15 protein-coding genes, 3 tRNA genes, 1 rRNA gene and 1 riboswitch are annotated in these 17,973 nt (G+C 39.3%); of the genes, 16 read left to right on the top strand and 3 right to left on the bottom strand.

Features of this window, described 5'->3' with window-relative positions; genetic code table 11:
- The 3 genes from rrf to VEI_RS07185 form a co-directional block, all read left to right on the top strand.
- Positions 1 to 92 (top strand): 5S ribosomal RNA (gene rrf / locus VEI_RS07195); the annotation flags it as partial.
- A 1,065-nt stretch (positions 93 to 1,157) separates the two neighbouring features.
- Positions 1,158 to 1,233 (top strand) — tRNA-Trp (locus VEI_RS07190).
- A 114-nt stretch (positions 1,234 to 1,347) separates the two neighbouring features.
- Positions 1,348 to 1,424: transfer RNA gene (locus VEI_RS07185), tRNA-Arg, on the top strand.
- 307 nt (positions 1,425 to 1,731) lie between these two features.
- Here VEI_RS07185 and VEI_RS07180 read toward each other — a convergent pair.
- Together VEI_RS07180 and VEI_RS07175 are read right to left on the bottom strand one after the other, a co-directional pair.
- Positions 1,732 to 2,184, bottom strand: coding sequence for a hypothetical protein (locus VEI_RS07180; RefSeq protein ID WP_059363785.1), 453 nt, complete (start codon positions 2,182 to 2,184; stop codon positions 1,732 to 1,734).
- Positions 2,185 to 2,200: 16 nt separating this feature from the next.
- A complete protein-coding gene (locus tag VEI_RS07175) occupies positions 2,201 to 2,479 on the bottom strand; it encodes a helix-turn-helix domain-containing protein (RefSeq protein ID WP_059363784.1) in 279 nt (92 codons plus the stop codon).
- Positions 2,480 to 2,651: 172 nt separating this feature from the next.
- Positions 2,652 to 2,823: riboswitch (cobalamin riboswitch) on the top strand.
- A 442-nt stretch (positions 2,824 to 3,265) separates the two neighbouring features.
- Between VEI_RS07175 and VEI_RS07170 the strand changes: the two genes are divergently transcribed.
- From VEI_RS07170 to VEI_RS07145, 6 genes are all read left to right on the top strand, one after another.
- A tRNA-Leu gene (locus VEI_RS07170) sits at positions 3,266 to 3,350 on the top strand.
- A gap of 144 nt (positions 3,351 to 3,494) precedes the next feature.
- Complete coding sequence (gene mfd / locus VEI_RS07165; protein WP_059363782.1) at positions 3,495 to 6,785, top strand: transcription-repair coupling factor; 3,291 nt, start codon at positions 3,495 to 3,497, stop codon at positions 6,783 to 6,785.
- A complete protein-coding gene (locus VEI_RS07160) occupies positions 6,782 to 8,386 on the top strand; it encodes a putative polysaccharide biosynthesis protein (RefSeq protein ID WP_059363780.1) in 1,605 nt (534 codons plus the stop codon). The genes mfd and VEI_RS07160 overlap by 4 nt, the downstream gene beginning before the upstream one ends.
- Entirely contained in the window at positions 8,370 to 9,149 is a 780-nt protein-coding gene (gene mazG, locus VEI_RS07155) for a nucleoside triphosphate pyrophosphohydrolase (RefSeq protein WP_059363778.1), read from the top strand. Before VEI_RS07160 ends, mazG begins: the two co-directional genes overlap by 17 nt.
- Before the next feature lie 52 nt (positions 9,150 to 9,201).
- The gene (locus tag VEI_RS07150) at positions 9,202 to 9,501 is read left to right on the top strand and encodes an HU family DNA-binding protein (RefSeq protein ID WP_059363776.1); all 300 of its coding nucleotides are present in this window, start codon (positions 9,202 to 9,204) and stop codon (positions 9,499 to 9,501) included.
- Between the two features lie 103 nt (positions 9,502 to 9,604).
- On the top strand, positions 9,605 to 10,759 hold the full coding sequence (locus VEI_RS07145) for an MGDG synthase family glycosyltransferase (RefSeq protein ID WP_059363774.1): 1,155 nt from the start codon (positions 9,605 to 9,607) through the stop codon (positions 10,757 to 10,759).
- 96 nt (positions 10,760 to 10,855) lie between these two features.
- Here VEI_RS07145 and VEI_RS07140 read toward each other — a convergent pair whose 3' ends face one another.
- The gene (locus VEI_RS07140; protein WP_059363772.1) at positions 10,856 to 11,176 is read right to left on the bottom strand and encodes a hypothetical protein; all 321 of its coding nucleotides are present in this window, start codon (positions 11,174 to 11,176) and stop codon (positions 10,856 to 10,858) included.
- Positions 11,177 to 11,316: 140 nt separating this feature from the next.
- On the opposite strand from VEI_RS07140, the gene VEI_RS07135 reads away from it, so the two are divergent.
- The 7 genes from VEI_RS07135 to VEI_RS07110 all read left to right on the top strand — a co-directional run bounded on the left by VEI_RS07135 (position 11,317) and on the right by VEI_RS07110 (position 17,939).
- Complete coding sequence (locus tag VEI_RS07135; RefSeq protein ID WP_059363766.1) at positions 11,317 to 13,317, top strand: ABC-F family ATP-binding cassette domain-containing protein; 2,001 nt, start codon at positions 11,317 to 11,319, stop codon at positions 13,315 to 13,317.
- 131 nt (positions 13,318 to 13,448) lie between these two features.
- Complete coding sequence (locus VEI_RS07130) at positions 13,449 to 14,918, top strand: [FeFe] hydrogenase, group A (protein ID WP_059363763.1); 1,470 nt, start codon at positions 13,449 to 13,451, stop codon at positions 14,916 to 14,918.
- Positions 14,919 to 15,017: 99 nt separating this feature from the next.
- On the top strand, positions 15,018 to 15,188 hold the full coding sequence (locus VEI_RS10385; RefSeq protein WP_162837720.1) for a hypothetical protein: 171 nt from the start codon (positions 15,018 to 15,020) through the stop codon (positions 15,186 to 15,188).
- 221 nt (positions 15,189 to 15,409) lie between these two features.
- A complete protein-coding gene (locus tag VEI_RS07125) occupies positions 15,410 to 15,865 on the top strand; it encodes a PTS sugar transporter subunit IIA (RefSeq protein ID WP_059363761.1) in 456 nt (151 codons plus the stop codon).
- A gap of 15 nt (positions 15,866 to 15,880) precedes the next feature.
- The gene (locus tag VEI_RS07120; protein ID WP_059363760.1) at positions 15,881 to 16,156 is read left to right on the top strand and encodes a PTS sugar transporter subunit IIB; all 276 of its coding nucleotides are present in this window, start codon (positions 15,881 to 15,883) and stop codon (positions 16,154 to 16,156) included.
- A 20-nt stretch (positions 16,157 to 16,176) separates the two neighbouring features.
- The gene (locus VEI_RS07115) at positions 16,177 to 17,544 is read left to right on the top strand and encodes a PTS ascorbate transporter subunit IIC (RefSeq protein WP_059363758.1); all 1,368 of its coding nucleotides are present in this window, start codon (positions 16,177 to 16,179) and stop codon (positions 17,542 to 17,544) included.
- Complete coding sequence (locus tag VEI_RS07110; protein ID WP_059363756.1) at positions 17,544 to 17,939, top strand: YbaN family protein; 396 nt, start codon at positions 17,544 to 17,546, stop codon at positions 17,937 to 17,939. The genes VEI_RS07115 and VEI_RS07110 overlap by 1 nt, the downstream gene beginning before the upstream one ends.
- Positions 17,940 to 17,973 lie beyond the last annotated feature (34 nt).

Genomic DNA, 17,973 nt, shown 5'->3' with positions numbered 1-17,973 from the left:
CACCTGTTCCCATCTCGAACACAGTAGTTAAGCTCATAAACGCCGAAAGTACTTGGCTGGAGACGGCCTGGGAGGATAGGAAGTCGCTGATTAAGTTAAAGGCACACCTAAGGGTGTGTCTTTTTTTTGGCATGTGCGACTTCCTATCCTCCCAGGGTACCTGGTAAGCAGGGCAGTAGAAGATGGAGAAGCGAAGCGACGACAGATTCACTGCATCGCTTAGTTCGGAGCGTAAGATGGACATGTAGCGAAGCTACATAAGGCCATCCACAGCGACGAACACCCAGTATCCTGGAGGGAAGAACCGTACATAAGAACTCGCTGATTGAGTAAGCCTACTAGAGCCGTCTTCGGCTAAGGTTGTAGAGGTACTATCTATCTAGGTGCCCGTGTTAGACGGAGCTGCGAAGCAGCGATGAGAAATCCACAGTGAGGAGTGATAGGAAGTTGCTGATTAAGATAAATCTGTTAGATTCGTCTTCAGTAGAGGTAATAGAACTATATTTACTACGTTAAAATTCCATCTATCATTACATAACTATATTTTATATGTGGCGTTTTTTACACATATAAAATAGGTTATAATATAGTAATTATCAATATATTTGATTGGAATATGCACAAAAAACTACTCATTTTATACTCTGTTTAATTTCTATTCACTCATAATTCATATAGAATCTTTATACTAACAATAGTTGATTGAGATCAACTAAGGAAATGGAGGTCTACTACTAATAACTTTTACCTGTCCCTTTTACAAATAATACAAACAACACAACACAAAACAATACAACACATAAAACAACACTTAAATACACAACAATACTCTCCCTGTGTATAAAAAACAATACATATACAAAACTCTCTAATTATATATACCATCTCCCGTATATATAAAGGTAAAAGTTAGGTAGACAAAAGAGCCCGAAAGGGCTCTTTTCCTTTTGACAATAAAAGTGTGTGCATAAATAAGATGTATAACGTATAATTATCTATAGAGAAATATGAAAATAGATATTTAAGTGAAACGTTTTAATTATGATCTTTTTTAGTTTATATAAGAAAAATGAAGTTGCTAATTAAGAGAGAATTACCTTGACATAAGAGCTCATTCTTGGTATTATATTCAAGTATCAGGAATACTTGATGTACATAGGGGTATAGCTCAATTGGTAGAGTAGCGGTCTCCAAAACCGTTGGTTGTGGGTTCAAGTCCTACTGCCCCTGCCAAATTTATGGGGTGCGGTCTTTGGACCGCATGTCCGTAAAATTACTCGAAAAATATTAAAATAATGCTTGCAAATAATTAGTCATTATGTTAATATAATCAAGTACCAAGTACATGACTCAGTAGCTCAGCTGGATAGAGCGTTTGACTACGAATCAAAAGGCCAGGGGTTCGAATCCCTTCTGGGTCACCAAACTAAAACTCACACGAATGTGTGAGTTTTTTTATTTATCTAAATAAGGTTATATGGATTCTGTTAAGGCCGATACTGATCATAGGAACTATTATAATGGTCTCTTTTAAATTATTACAGGCCTGTACTAATTCATAGGGACTTATAGATGGGCCGCTTCTCAGATGCTACAGGCCTGTACTAATGTTTAGATGCCCGTATATATTGTCTACTATTTGGACATAAAAAGAGGAGCTGTTTTATATTAACAGCTCCTTTTGCCTTATACTCTATAAGACGCTTAAGTCCCTAGTGGCTACTCAGTGTATTAGTGGGATACTTCTTTTAATTGTCCTGCAGCAATAGCCATATTCTTAGAGTAGATAGCTTGCATATAGCCATAGGTATCTGGTTTTAATTCTTTTAGCTTAGGATTTTTTTTGATGTTTCGACGTAAGATTTGGCCAGTACGTGCATCAATGAGATTAATTTCATCCTGTGTCCAATAAATCGTATCTTCGTCTTGATTAAAATAGTAATGATTAATATATTCTGTCATGTAATACATAGCGCCTTGATGGCTATATGTTTTGGCGATAATTTCATAGTTATTACCTTCGCCTGCACGGACGATTACGCGGTTATCTGCGTAATACTGTTGTCCATTCATTCGATACATGTAAGAATAGCCTCTAGCGTTTTCTAGGTCACCAATATTGACTGCTTGAGCACTACTCATTAAGGTAACGAAGGTAAGGGTTAGGATTGCTAACTTTTTCATGATGTGATTATACTCCTTATTTAGCGTGTGGTTGATCAGATTCAGCCACGACATTTACCATCACTTGTTGGTCAGATGGTAATTGACTCATAATAAGAGGCATTGGTTGTTCCATAGCTTGTGCAATACCTTTGATTTGACGAATGGCAACCGGTACAGGTGTAGATGAGCTATTTTGAAAGTTAGATTCGAGTGTATTGATTTCCTCAACTGTTAAACCTGCTTTTGCTGCAAATGCTTCTTGTGAAAGTTGATGTTTCTCACGGAATGTTTTGATTATATCGCCAATATACATAGTGACCTCCATATAGTTAATTACTCTACTATTATACATGAAAGCTTAATGAGATAATAGGTGCATTGAAATATAGTCTTTTTTTATTAGTGTATTCTAAATATTTATTTATAAAATCGTAAAAAAAGGTTTGACGAATATCATATATAGTGATACTATAAACACATAGAAAACATCATATTTGGGAATAGGTGCTGAAAAGCATAATAGAGAAGCTGGTTAAATGCCAGCACGGTCCCGCCACTGTATGGTTGAGCGAGTCTAAATTAAGTCACTGGGAAACTGGGAAGGCTAGATGAGCGATGACGCCGAGTCAGGAGAACTGCCTATTCAACATTCACCATTTGACCTACGAGTGATAGGGAGGAGAAGTTAGAGACTCCCTTTTTACGTACCCGTAAAAAGGATTTTTTTATGTAAAAGCATTCTAATTTTACACAAAACTAGGAATCTCTTGATTGAAAGTGTAGTCGTGGTGAATATACCGTTTGGTATTATCAGCATGGCTTTTGTTATGTCTGTTAATATATTTATTGGTAAATGTAGGGCATGCATTTATTCATCATCATCCTAAAAAGAGAGATGGTCCTAGCACCTAGGTTAGGTGTTTGGACCATCTCTTTTTTTACTTTCACAGGCTTTTTCGCCGGCGGGATATTGCTGTCTCTGAGAAATTTAAATACCTAAAAGGGGTTAAGATTATATGGGGATGATGAAGTCTCATAAAAATTACAAAAAATGATTGACGTCATATATAATAAGTGGTATTATAGTTTCAGTCGGTACGCGGGAGTGGCGGAATTGGCAGACGCACCAGACTTAGGATCTGGCGCCTTACGGCGTGGGGGTTCAAGTCCCTTCTCCCGCACCAACTATATTGCACCTATAGGGTGCTTTTTTTATACCTATTTGCATCTGTTCTATGGAACAGATGTTTTTTTGTATATTAGCAAATATGCTATAATAAATTATTAGTAACTTTGTTACAGCTAATTAATTATATATGGAGCAGTATATGGATACTTCAATTGATACGCTGCTTTCACAGAACCCATCTATGGCAGATGGGCTAAAGGCGTTTAGCCAAAAGGGAAAGTCAGTTATATATGGTTTAAGTGGATCACAAAAGTCATTCCTTTTAAGCCGTGCTGTTCCAGAGGAACAAGTACAATCAATTATTATCGTAGTACACGATAAAGAACATAAAGAATTATGGGAACGAGATTTGGCATTTTTCTGGCCTAATGTACAGGTGTTGCCATTTCCCATTACAGAACGAGTAGAATTTACTACTGTAGCTCGTAGTTTAGAAGGACAAGGGGCACAAATGCGTGCGCTCAGCATGCTGGCCTGGAATCAGCCTATTGTGGTTCTGGCTACAGTAGAAGAGGTCACTCAATATGTGGTGAGTCCTCAATATGTGGTTTCTCAAAGTGTGCATCTAGAGGTTTCACAATCGATAGAGCGTGATGAGCTATTAGAAAAATTAGTTACAATTGGATATGAACGCGTAGACCAGGTGGAACAACGTGGTCATTTTTCTGTGCGCGGAGATATTTTTGATATATTCCCTGTGAATAGTGATGATCCGATTCGGATGGAATTCTTTGGCGATGAAATTGATACGATGCGTCATTTCTCTGTAGATACACAACGGTCTATTGAAAATGTTGATGCCTATACAGTCACACCATTCTATTTGACTAGTGATGATGCTGATAGCACATTGTTATCCTATGCTAAAGAAGGTCTCATTATCTATGATGAGCCAGGGCGTATTCAAGAGGCGTTAAAGAAGTATTTAAAAGAAGATGCAACCCATCGTAAGCAACACTGCGATTGGTCTGAATTACAGCGTACTGTAGAGGCTAAGATACAAGTGGCCTTTACGTTTATGCAACAACGCTCTATTGGCTTGCCTGGATTTAATCCTATTGGTATTCAAGGTAAGACCATGACGAGCTTTGAGCGCCAAATTCCGCTTTTGATGGATGAAATTAAACAGTGGCAAAAGTTAGGCAACCAGGTTGTGTTAATTATTAACAATCAGCAACGTCGAGAGGGGATTGAAAAGGCATTATATGGTGATGGTATTTCGTATCGTTACTGTGAAAGCTGGGATTTTGAGCCTACTACTGTTCATATTATGCAAGGTTTGTTGACCGACGGTTTTGAATTACCTCATAGCCGCTTAGTCGTTGTTGTAGAAGGCAATATTTACGGTCAACAAAAACGGAAGCTGCGCAATAAGCCTAAAAAGGGCCAAGAAATTAACTACTTTACAGACTTATCCATCGGTGATTATGTAGTTCATAATATGCATGGTATCGGTAAGTATATTGGCTTAAAAACGATTGAAACAGAAGGCATTCATCGTGATTATATTGAAATTGCTTATGCTGGTACCGATCGACTATTCTTGCCGGCTAGTAATTTAGACCAATTGCAAAAATACATCGGGAATGAAGGCGATGTACCACGGATTCATAAGATGGGTGGTAGTGATTGGCGTAAGGCCGTTACTAAGGCTCAAAAATCTATCGATGACTTAGCTGATAAGTTGGTTGAGCTCTATGCGAAACGTGAGATAACAGAAGGCTTTGCCTTTTTACCAGATCAACCTTGGCAGGTTGAATTTGAAGATGCATTTCCCTATGAGGAAACAGAAGACCAATTACAAGCTACGCGAGAAATCAAGGAGTCAATGGAACGACCTACTCCAATGGATCGATTATTAGCTGGTGATGTTGGCTTTGGTAAAACCGAAGTCGCTATGCGTGCTATTTTTAAGGCTGTTATAAGCGGTAAGCAAGTAGCTGTATTGGTTCCGACCACTGTGTTAGCACAACAACATTACCAAACCTTTTTAAATCGATTTAATCCATTTGGTGTTAAGGTGGATGTACTCAACCGATTCCGTTCTACAGCGGAGAAGAGGGAAATCTTAAAGGGCGTAGAAAATGGTTCTATTGATGTACTAATCGGAACTCATTCACTTTTAAATAAAAAGGTGAAATTTAAAGATTTAGGATTTCTCGTTGTGGATGAGGAGCAACGGTTTGGTGTGGCACAAAAAGAAAAGTGGAAGGAATGGGCCAATAATATTGATGTTCTAACATTGAGTGCCACACCTATTCCACGAACACTTCATATGTCTCTCGTTGGGGTACGTGAAATGTCTGTTATTAATACACCACCAGAAGATAGATTGCCTGTTCAAACCTATGTGGTGGAATACGACATGAACCTCATTGCGGATGCAATTAAGCGTGAATTGGCACGAGGGGGCCAAGTGTATTTCGTATATAACCGAGTAGCTTCCATTAAACATATGGGGGAATTGTTAGAGGCTGCTCTGCCTGAATTACGATATGCTATTGCTCATGGGCAAATGACGGGTCGTCAAATCGAAGAAATTATGACTGATTTCTATGAAGGTCAGTATGATGTACTACTCAGTACGAGTATCATTGAAACGGGCCTTGATATACCAAATGCTAATACGATTATTATTTATGATGCAGATCGTTTAGGCTTATCTCAGTTATATCAAATGCGTGGTCGCGTAGGGCGTTCTAGACGTCGTGCCTATGCATATTTCATGTATCGGCCTGATAAGATGCTTTCAGAAGCGGCAGAAAAACGATTAAAAGCCATTGAAGAGTTTACCGAGTTAGGGGCAGGCTTTAAATTGGCTATGCGTGACTTAGAAATTCGTGGAGCAGGCAACTTATTAGGATCACAACAACATGGCAATATCGCTTCCGTAGGTTTTGGTATGTATGTAACCATGTTAGAGGAGGCCATTGCAAAAGCGCAGAATAGAGAGGTCGTAAAAGAGGTTATACCAGACCCTGCTATAGATCTTGAAATTGATGCTTTTATTGATGATGCGTACATCAAGGATAGTGCTCGTAAGATTTCTGTATATCAACGGATGTTACACATCAAGAATAAGGAACAGCTTGATGATATGACCGATGAGTTAATCGACCGTTTTGGTACGCCAACAGACCCAGTAGATCGTTTATTGCGGGTAGCTCAAATTAAGGAACAAGCGCGCCTTCTCGGCATTAAGAGTATAGCCCGTCGCGATAATAAGCTTATTATCCATTGGTATGACGATTCTAAAATGGCGGATTGGGATATGGGGGCTGTTCGTGAAGATTTATGGAAAAAGATTAAATTCATGGACACAAAACCAGCGTCATTATACATCAGTTTGAATGGATTAAAGGGTTCTATTTTAACCATTACAGAAGCGGTGATGAAAGAATTGTCGAAAAAGTCTAAGGGGGGCCTATGAATCGATTTTTAAAGGGTGCCATGATTTTAACGATAGCCGGTATTATCGTTAAGATTATTGGTGCTTTCAGTAAAGTACTCATCGCTCGTATTCTCGGTGGCGAGGGCATAGGTCTCTATATGATGGCCTATCCAATCTATCAAATTATCGTTAGTATCTCCGCTGCAGGAATTCCCGTTGCCATTTCTATTATGATTGCCGAAAAACTAGCCAATCGCGATATACGCGGCGTGCAACAAGTATTTAATGTATCCTTGCGTGTGATTACACTCGTGGGCATTGTATTTAGCGTAGGCCTTTATGCTAGCGCGGAATGGCTTATTAAGTGGCATATTATTACGGACCCACGGGCTCTAATTCCCATCCAATTATTGTCACCAGCCATTATCGTCGTAACGATTTTAAGCTGCTTTAGAGGCTATTTCCAAGGCTTTCAATACATGGTGCCAACCGGAACAAGCCAGGTGTTTGAGCAAATATTCCGAGTAGGCTCCATGGTGGGGCTGGCGTATTATTTCATTGATTCTGGATTGCACCTCGCTGCAGGCGGGGCTACATTTGCCACATTCCCAGGTGTTCTAGCTGGCTTAATCGTACTCATTTATTTCTATCGCTCTCAACGTAATTTGCGTCAGCAGATGTTGACTGAACAAAACGAAACAGCTCCTATAGAGACGAATGGTACTGTCATTAAACGGTTATTTGCATTAGCCATACCAGTATCCATGGCAAATATTATGTTGCCGATGGTATCCTTAATAGATACATTCATCGTGCCTAAACGTTTGATGGATATCGGTTATTACTTACATGAGGCGACTACACAATTTGGATATTTAACGGGGATGGCTACTTCACTCATTGGATTACCTATTATTTTGACGACTGCACTGGCATCTAGTCTTGTACCAGCCGTATCCGAAGCCTATGCGATGGGAAATAATAGACGTATTATCGAGCGTGCTAGTACAGCCATGAAAATCGCAAATCTCTTTGCTATACCTGCCTGTATTGGTCTGTGTGTGCTGGCTACGCCTATTTCTCAGTTGATTTATGCAACACCAAATGCAGGGCCTGTTATTGCCGTTATCAGTCTTAGTATCATCTTTTTAGGATGGCAACAAATTACAGCAGGTATTTTGCAAGGTTTAGGGCGTACAGTAATTCCTATGATGTCGATTTTTGTAGGGCTTATGGTGAAAGCCGTTTTAGACTATCAATTAACTGGTACAAGTGAGCTTGGTATTAACGGGGCTGCTTGGGCAACCAATTTAAACTTTGCCATTGCCGCATTGATTAATATTATATTTGTAAAACGTCATGTAGGCAGCGTGATTTGCTGTATGAACCTATTAAAAATCATCATTTCCGCGATGGCCATGGGTGGGGCTACACAAGTTACGTATATGTTCCTTATTGATATGATTGGTAATGGTGCATCTGTAGCGGTTGCTATTATCGTTGCCTTAGCCGTTTATGTACTTTCACTATGGATCACAAAGGCTATTGTAAAGGATGATATCTATCAAATGCCTGTTATCGGTAAGCGATTACGGAAACGACAAGCAGAGGAGAATAGGATCTATGAAGAAGAATATTGATATACAACCGCTCGTAGATGTAGTGGCTAAATTACGTGCCCCTGATGGCTGCCCTTGGGATAAGGTGCAAACGCATGAATCGCTACGTCGATATTTTATTGAAGAAACCTATGAAGTAGTAGATGCCATAGATAACAAGGATATGCATAATCTCAGAGAAGAGCTAGGGGATGTATTATTACAAGTTGTTTTTCATAGTAGTTTAGCTGAAGAATCTGGTTCATTTTCATTACAGGATGTAATAAATGATGTAACGGAAAAGATGATTCACCGACATCCTAATGTATTTCCTCAAGATAATCCTGAGAAGGAAGAGAAAATATACACCTGGGATGAATTAAAAGCACAAGAAAAGGGAAATATACGAAAAAATGTATTAGATGGAATATCCAAGGGTTTACCTGCATTGGTGGCGGCTCAAAAGCTACAAGAAAAGGCTGGAAAGGTAGGTTTTGACTGGGATGAACTGGAGCCAGTTTGGGCCAAAGTAAGTGAGGAAATAGGTGAATTTAAGGAGGCTGTTGCCAAAAAAGATAGAGAAAATATGGAAAAAGAGGCAGGAGATGTGCTTTTTTCCTTGATTAATCTATTTAGATGGTATAAAATAAGCGGTGAAAATGCACTGAATCGCACAAACACGAAGTTCCGACGGCGTTTTTCACATGTAGAGGCTTGTGTTAACCAAAGCGATCGCTCATGGGAAGACTTTTCATTAGCTGAGCTGGATGCTTTTTGGGAGGAGGCTAAGGTGCAGGAAAAGTAACCTAGAGGTGTGTTAGTAACCTCGGGTATTGTATTTTTAAGGAGGTTCTGTCATGAACAAAACAGAATTAATCGCAAGTGTTGCACTCAAAACTGAATTAACTAAAAAAGACGCTGAAAAAGCTGTTAAAGCTGTATTCGACACAGTTGCTGAAGAATTAGCTGCTGGTGGTAAAGTTCAAGTTATCGGCTTCGGTACTTTCGAAGTTCGTGAACGTGCTGCTCGTGAAGGCCGCAACCCTCAAAACGGTAAAACTATCACAATCAAAGCTTCCAAATCTCCTGCATTCAAAGCTGGTAAAGGTTTGAAAGAAAAAGTTAATGCAGCTCCTGCAAAAAAACGCAAAAAATAATCTAAATTTGAATAAGATTAAAAGAGACCTCTTAGAGGTCTCTTTTTGCATTTATATTATTTTTGCGTGCTTATGTGGTATAATCACATGGAAAGGATAGATTATGACTACAGAACAATCACGCAAGGTCCTCATTGTGTCTGCCTCTATTGGTACAGGGCACATGCAGGCCGCACGGGCTATAGAAGAATATTGGCAATTAAAAGAACCACAAGCAGTAATTTCTCATGTGGACTTTCTTGATACGGAAACACTATCCGTAGAGCATCTGATTAAGGGCACTTATATTAAGATGATTGACGTATTTCCCATGCTATATGATATGATTTATCGTGTATCAAAAGGGGAAAAGAAAGGAACTATTCTACAGACGGCGCTCTCTTATATATTGAAGAGTCGTATGTTGAAGTTAATCCAACAAGAAGAACCGGACGTGATCGTGTTTACCCATCCATTTCCTTGTGGGGCTGCAAGCATATTGAAACGCCAAGGTCTTATCGATGTTCCATTAGTGGCAATTCTAACAGACTTTAGCAGTCATCAATTTTGGATTTATCCCCAAGTGGATACCTATTTTGTTGCTACTGAAGATATGGTAGGGGAAATGACGTCCGTTGGCATTGAACGAGATAAGATTTATGTATCTGGTATTCCTGTGCGAAGATCATTTTTTAAGGATGCCATCAATCATTATGAACTGAAATCACCGGTGAAGGTTCTCGTCATGGGTGGCGGTCTCGGTTTAGGCTCATTAGAGATTGCATTGCAACATTTAGATGCAGTTAGTGGTATAGATGAAATTACCGTTGTAGCAGGTCAAAATACATCGCTCTATGAGTCGTTAGTAAGTCTTAGTGTACGGATGAAAACAAAAACCACTGTATATGGATATACATCTAATATTTCAGAATTAATGAGTTCTGCTACTATGTTGGTTACAAAGCCTGGGGCCTTAACATGTATGGAGGCTGTAACGATTGGACTGCCAATGGTATTCTTTAATGCTATTCCAGGCCAAGAAGAAGCGAATGCGGAGTTATTAGAAGAACGTGGCTGTGCTCGTTGGGCTAGAGATATACATAATCTAGAAGACGTAGTAGCGGCATTATTGATTAATCCGCCACGTTTACAACAAATGTCTGAACAAGCTCGTGCATGGCATGTAGATGGTGCAGCTAATATCGTAAATGAACTCATACATATTCTTGATGCAAAATCGGAAACAATTGCACCTACGTGTGAGTTGGAAACTTTATAAATATAAAAGGTCATCTAAAAACCTTCCTCGCTTATAACGACATATCTGTCGAAGCTAGGTTGATTTTTAGATGACCTTTTATGTTAAAATTTCTTATTATTGGTAATGTTCAATGTTTTTAGTACGGATTGCTTGTAAAGCGTCTAAAAAATCTTCTGTATTACTGTTTTCCTCGAGTAATGCTTGCAGTTGATGCGAGTCATCAAGGCTTACACTCCATTGGAAGGAATCGCTATCATCATATACATTGAATACGATTGGAGTATCTAGTGTATCTGGCATATGACCATCATCATCGGACACAGTTGCATAGGTACCGTCGTCTAATAACTCGATAAGGAGTGTATCATATCCGTCAAAGTCGATAATTTCAAAGTCGAGGGAGTCATAAAAGTCTAATACTGCATCTGTTGCCATGAGAACCTCCTAATAGAATGTACTTATCATCATGTTATAAATTATCTTCGTATATACCTGTATTCTACTGATGCGGTGTATGCCTGTCAATGGAAATCTGTAGTATAATAAATAACATAAGAAATCAGAGGAGTACGGCAATGAACGTAATTAGTTTACAAAATATAGAGAAATCCTATGGAACACGCCTGCTATTTACAGATGTGTCTATTACATTTACAAATCAAAAGCGTCTAGGGCTTGTAGGTATTAATGGAACGGGCAAGTCTACCTTTTTAAAAATCCTAACGGGGCAGATGGAGGCCGATAAGGGAAGTATTGAACGGAATGGTAAAGCCAGCATCCATTATTTAGCACAGTCCCCAAACTTTGATGAAGGGGATACCTTACTAGAGGCGATTCTGGATGGTGATCACCCACGATTGCAATTGGTAAAGCGCTTTGACAAAGCTAGTCGTGACTATCACTACATACAAGAGCAAGGTGTAAGCGATGATCGTATTGAGCGTCGCTATATGCAATGTTTAGAAGAAATGGATAGACAAGACGGTTGGCAAGTAGAGCAAGAGGCTCGCATTATTCTAAGTAAGCTTGGCTTTCACGATGTAAATATGTCTGTTAGCCTATTATCAGGGGGGCAAAAGCGTCGATTGGCCCTTGGTCAGGCTTTGTTATACCCTTGTGACTTGCTTTTATTAGATGAACCGACAAACCATTTAGATGAAGATAGCATTGAATGGCTTGAAACGTACTTGAGTAATCGACAAGGTGGTTTATTGATTAGTACTCATGATCGCTATTTTCTAGACTCTGTATGTAATGGTATTTTAGAGTTGTCGAATCGCCATATGTATGAATACGAAGGAAATTACGAAAAATTTATTGAGTTGAAAGCCGATCGTGAGGCTCGTCAGGCCGCTACAGAGGAAAAACGTCGTCAATTTTTAAAGCGTGAAATTGAATGGGTTCGCCGTGGTGCGCTTGCTCGTACTACAAAGCAAAAGGCCCGTTTACAACGGTATGAAACACTTAAAAATATGGAAAAGACGCGCCGTCCTGATCAAATGGATCCTATTGCCTTAAAAACGCGTTTAGGAAAAACTATTTTTGACATAGAGCATTTATCATTTGATTTTGATGGGCGCCCTATGATAGATGATTTTACATATCATGTGGTGCGTCATGATCGCATTGGTATTGTAGGCCCTAATGGAGTTGGTAAATCCACGTTCATGAATATTCTAGATGGTACCTATGAGCCAATGACGGGTACTATTGGTAAAGGGGACACCGTTCGTATCGCTCATTTTAAACAGGAATTGCCTGAATTTGATGAGGATATGCGCGTTCTTGACTATATCAAAGAAGACCATTCCTATATGGCCCTTGGTGATGGTACTACATTGAGTGCAGGACAAATTCTGGAACGTTTTTTGTTTACCCCAGAATTACATGGCGTGCCTATCCGCAAACTCTCTGGTGGTGAGCGTCGTAGACTATATCTTTTAAAATTACTTATGAGTGCACCTAATGTTTTATTGCTTGATGAACCGACCAATGATTTGGATATCCCTACATTAGAGGTATTGGAAGATTTTCTTGATTCTTTCAGTGGGGTTATTATCACTGTTTGTCATGATCGATATTTCCTTGATCGTGTTGTAGATAAATTATTTGTCTTTACCGGTAATGGGCATATTGATATTGTGCATGGATCCTATTCGGATTATAAGGAAGAACATGGTGAAAGCACTAATTCTCCATTTTATATACCAGAACATCAGTCATCTACTGTAACGAATAAGAGTTCGGCATCAACAGTAGGTCCCGTTGAGGTTAGTGACGCAGATACAGATACAAATGCAAATACAAATACAGAGGTTAAGGGTTCTGCTGATAAATCTACACCTGTTGATTTGCCCACAAAAAAAGGTCTCAATAAGGCGGAAGAGGCGGAATATGCGTCTATCATGGAGGAGCTACCAAAATTAGAACATCTTATAAAAGGCTTAGATGTTATGATTAGCCAAGCGGCTACGGATTATGAAAAAATGCAAACATTAATGGCTGAACGAGAGGGTGCACAATCTCAAATCGATACGCTAACCGAGCGTTGGATGGAATTAGAGGAACGCTTGTAAACCTGTATTTTATGCAGTTTTCTAATACCTGTTATGCATAGGAATTACTTTCATAATCATTGATAAAAATTACGATTTGTAGTATAATTTCAGAGATTAACGATAACAACGTTACCTAAGTAGGAGGAACTATGAGTAAGTACGAATTTTTAGATCGCCGTGTACCGATTGAAGACGGCAACATTGCGTTAGTACAGGATTTATCCAAATGTAAAAACTGCTCCTTATGTCGTAAAGCTTGTGCTGTAGATATGGGTGTATTTGATTATTATGATTTAACAACTAATGGAGATCATCCAATTTGTATTCATTGTGGTCAATGTGCATCTATTTGTCCATTCGACTCCATCAATGAACGCTCTGAAATTGATGAAGTAAAAGCAGCTATTGCTGCCCCTAATAAAATCGTCGTTTTCCAAACTGCACCTGCTGTTCGCGTTGGCTTAGGTGAAGAGTTCGGTCTTGATGCAGGTACATTCGTAGAAGGTAAAATGGTAGCGGCTCTTCGTAAATTGGGTGGCGACTATATCCTCGATACAAACTTTGGTGCGGACATGACTATCATGGAGGAAGCATCTGAATTGTTGGAACGCGTTATCAATAGTGATGCGGTATTGCCTCAGTTCACATCTTGCTGTCCTGCTTGGGTTAAGTTTGCTGAAACATTCTATCCAGAATTCTTGCCAAACTTGTCTACTGCTAAGAGTCCAATTGCAATGCAAGCGCCTACGCAAAAAACATATTTTGCTGAAAAAATGGGCCTTGATGCAAAACAAATTGTTGCTGTTGCAGTAACACCTTGTACAGCGAAGAAATTCGAGATTCGTCGTGACGAAATGAATTCCTCTGCTGAATACTGGGATGTACCAGAAATGCGAGATACAGACTACTGTATTACTACACGTGAACTTGCAAAATGGTTACGTGCAGAAGAAATCAACTTTGATGACCTTGAAGATTCCGCATTCGATCCGTTGATGGGTGAAGCTTCTGGTGGTGGTATCATCTTCGGTAATACTGGTGGTGTTATGGAAGCGGCTATGCGTGCGGCTTACAAATTAGCAACTGGTGAAGATGCACCTCAAACATTGATCCCATTCGAAGCCATTCGCGGTATGGATGGTGCTCGTGAAGCCGATGTAGTCATTGGGGATAAAACATTACATGTAGCGGCTGTTCATGGTACAGGTAACTTGCGCAAGTTCATCGATCATATGCGTGCTGAAAATATCCACTATGACTTCATCGAAGTAATGGCTTGCCGTGGCGGCTGTATCGGTGGCGGTGGTCAACCACGCGTTAAATTACCGATGGCCGATAAAGCTCGTGAAGCTCGTATTGCGTCCTTGTATACTCGCGATGCAGAGGTACAAGTGAAAGCAGCTTGTGATAATCCAGATATCCAAAAACTATATGCTGAGTTCTTTGATGGTAAACCTATGAGCCACAAAGCACATCATATGTTACATACAACATTTGTAAATCGCTCTGAAGACTTGGGCCCTAATGGTGCATGTACACCGGCTACATGCCCAACATCTGTGCCTAATTTGAAAAAAGCAGCAGAAGCAGCTAAAGCAGCGGCAGAAGCCAACAATTAAATTAAAAATAAATTTGAATAAAAATCTTGAAATTTCGCATAAAATAGCATATACTAATAACTGTGATAGATAATGGTCTGTTGAGAGAGGTATATGTAAATGACATGGGGCGGACAGAGAGCTGGTTCTGGTCGTAGACCTCGTGTGTATAAACGTGTATGTCGTTCATTCCGTTTAACCGATGAGGAATATCAAGTACTGAAACCATTAATAGAGGCTATTAGAATGCGCACTGATTTAAATAACAAAACGGCGCGTCTAGTGGATTAGAGAAGTTAAATATTGACATGGCATATATATGTACAATTTAAGAACATTCTTTTGTACTCATCTAATAATAGCAAATCTTCAATTTAATATATGCTATGTGAGTAAGTGAAATTAGACCCTTCGGGGTCTAATTTTTTTTGTAATAAAATACATTGGGGTATAGGCATTTTAGCGTTCCCTCGTTATAATATGAATATACAAGTAGTATAGGAGGTGTTAGCTTGTTACAAGATTTGCTATCCGAGGATAATGTGTCATTTCATTATCCTGCAGAGACCTGGGAAGATGTGATTCGTCATGGTGGTCAACTCATGGTCGATGCTGGTTTTACAGATCCTACATATATAGAGGCCATGGTTGAAGTTGTTCGAGAGATGGGGCCCTACATTGTTTTGGCACCAGGTCTGGCGATGCCACATGCACGCCCTGAAATGGGCGTTAAACAGGTCGGTACTGCACTCGTTACATTAGAAAAACCTGTCGATTTTGGTAGTCCTGAAAATGATCCTGTTTCAGTAGCTCTTTTTCTATGTGCCCCCAATAAGGATGAACATATTCAATTGCTTACAGATATTGCAACATTATTTGAAGACGAAGAATTCCTTGATGCGGCTGCTAATTTTGAAAGTATTGAAGATGTACAAGAATTTTTATCTGAACATTTAGAAGATGCGTAATTGAGGAGGTAGACTATGATTTCCATCTTAACTGTATGCGGTAATGGCATCGGGTCTAGTTTGATGTTAAAAATGAAAATCGAAGAAATCTGTGCTGAAAATAATATTGAAGCGCAAGTAGAATCTATCGATTTTAATGCGGCTCAAGGCCGTAAGGCTGATTTGATTGTGACTGTAAAAGAATTAGCAGAGCAATTTGAAGGCAAAGAAGTAGCTATTGTTCGCAGCTATATTAATAAAAAGAAAATTAAAGAAGATATTTTAGAACGATTACAACAAATCGCAAAGTAATTCGCTAGGGAGATAATTCTATGGAAATGATATTAGAATTCTTACGAGATGTATTGAGTCAACCAGCATTATTGATTGGTATTATGTCCTGTGTAGGTCTAATCGCCTTAAAAAGACCATTTCACAAGGTGATGACCGGTACATTAAAACCTATTCTCGGTTATTTAATGCTCGCAGCTGGTGCAGGTGTTATCGTTAGTAATCTAGATCCATTGGGCAAGATGATTGAACACGGTTTCCATATTACTGGCGTAGTACCAAATAACGAAGCTATTGTGGCGGTTGCACAAAAGGTACTTGGTGTTGAAACGATGTCTATTCTCGTTGTAGGCTTATTGATGAACTTATGTATTGCTCGTTTCACCAAGTTTAAATATGTATTCCTTACAGGTCACCACAGCTTGTTTATGGCCTGCTTGATGTCTGCCGTACTTGGCACAGCTGGATTATCTGGTATTGAACTCATTCTTGTAGGTGGTTTCTTGATGGGTGCTTGGTCTGCCATTTCTCCAGCAATTGGTCAAAGTTATACATCTAAAGTTACTGATGGTGATGAAATTGCGTTAGGCCATTTTGGTAGCCTTGGTTATTATTTATCTGCTTGGGTTGCTAAATATGTAGGTAAGGCAGAAGAAAGCACAGAAGATATTGAAATTCCTGAAAAATGGGGCTTCTTGCGTGACTCTACACTATCTACTGCATTGACTATGATTGTATTCTATTTGATCGCTGCTATTGCAGCCGGTTCTGAATTTGTAGCTACCTTGTCTGGTTCTATGAGTCCATATTTATTTGCTATCATGAGTGCTATGAACTTTGCTGTTGGCGTAGCAATCGTATACTCCGGTGTACGTATGATCTTAGGTGATTTGATTCCTGCATTCCAAGGGATTGCTACAAAAATTATTCCTAATGCAATTCCAGCAGTAGACTGTGCGGTGTTCTTTACATATGCTCCAACAGCGGTAGTATTAGGCTTTATTAGCTCCTTTATCGGTGGTATTATCGGTATGCTTATCCTCGGTGCTGTAGGTGGCGTACTTATCATTCCTGGCCTTGTACCTCATTTCTTCTGTGGTGCTACAGCAGGTATTTATGGTAATGCTACTGGCGGTCGTCGCGGTGCTGCTGTTGGTGCATTCCTTAATGGTTTGGCTATCACATTCTTACCAGCATTGGCACTACCAGTTCTTGGTCAACTTGGTTTCCAAAATACAACTTTCGGTGATGCGGACTTTGCTGTAATGGGCCTTGTACTAGGTAACGCATTTGAATGGATTGGTATGGCTGGCATTTATGGTATCGTTGTTATTGCAGCATTGGTACTTATTATTCCTAACTTTATCAAAACAAAGGGCAAAGTTATTAATTACGTAGAAGAGGATTGATGAAAACAACTGAGCAACATAGTAATGTAGTAGTTCGATATATATTCCTGACCATTGGTGCTATCAGTTTTTGTCTTGGTACAGCAGGTATCGTATTACCCGTATTGCCAACAGTTCCCTTTTATATGCTTACATTATTTTGTTTAGCACGAGGTTCTGAACGTTTTCATAGAATGTTTTTGGAATCCAGTTTATATCAAAAGACTGTTGGTGCTTATGAACGTGATAAAGCGTTAACGTTGCGGACAAAGTTGTCTATCTTAACTTCTGTTACGGCCATTATGATGATAGGGGCCTATTTTTCAAGAAATATTCCAATAGCACTTATTATCATGTCAATCGTATGGATTGCTCATATAATAGCATTAGCCTTTATAGTTAAAACCCAAAAATAAATAACCATATGAAATTCCTCCTATTAAAACTTTT

The organism is Veillonella tobetsuensis, assembly GCF_001078375.1.
Classification (GTDB): Bacteria; Bacillota; Negativicutes; order Veillonellales; family Veillonellaceae; genus Veillonella; species Veillonella tobetsuensis.
Note: the sequence above shows the minus strand (reverse complement) of the source record. Positions and strands in the feature narration are given on the sequence as shown.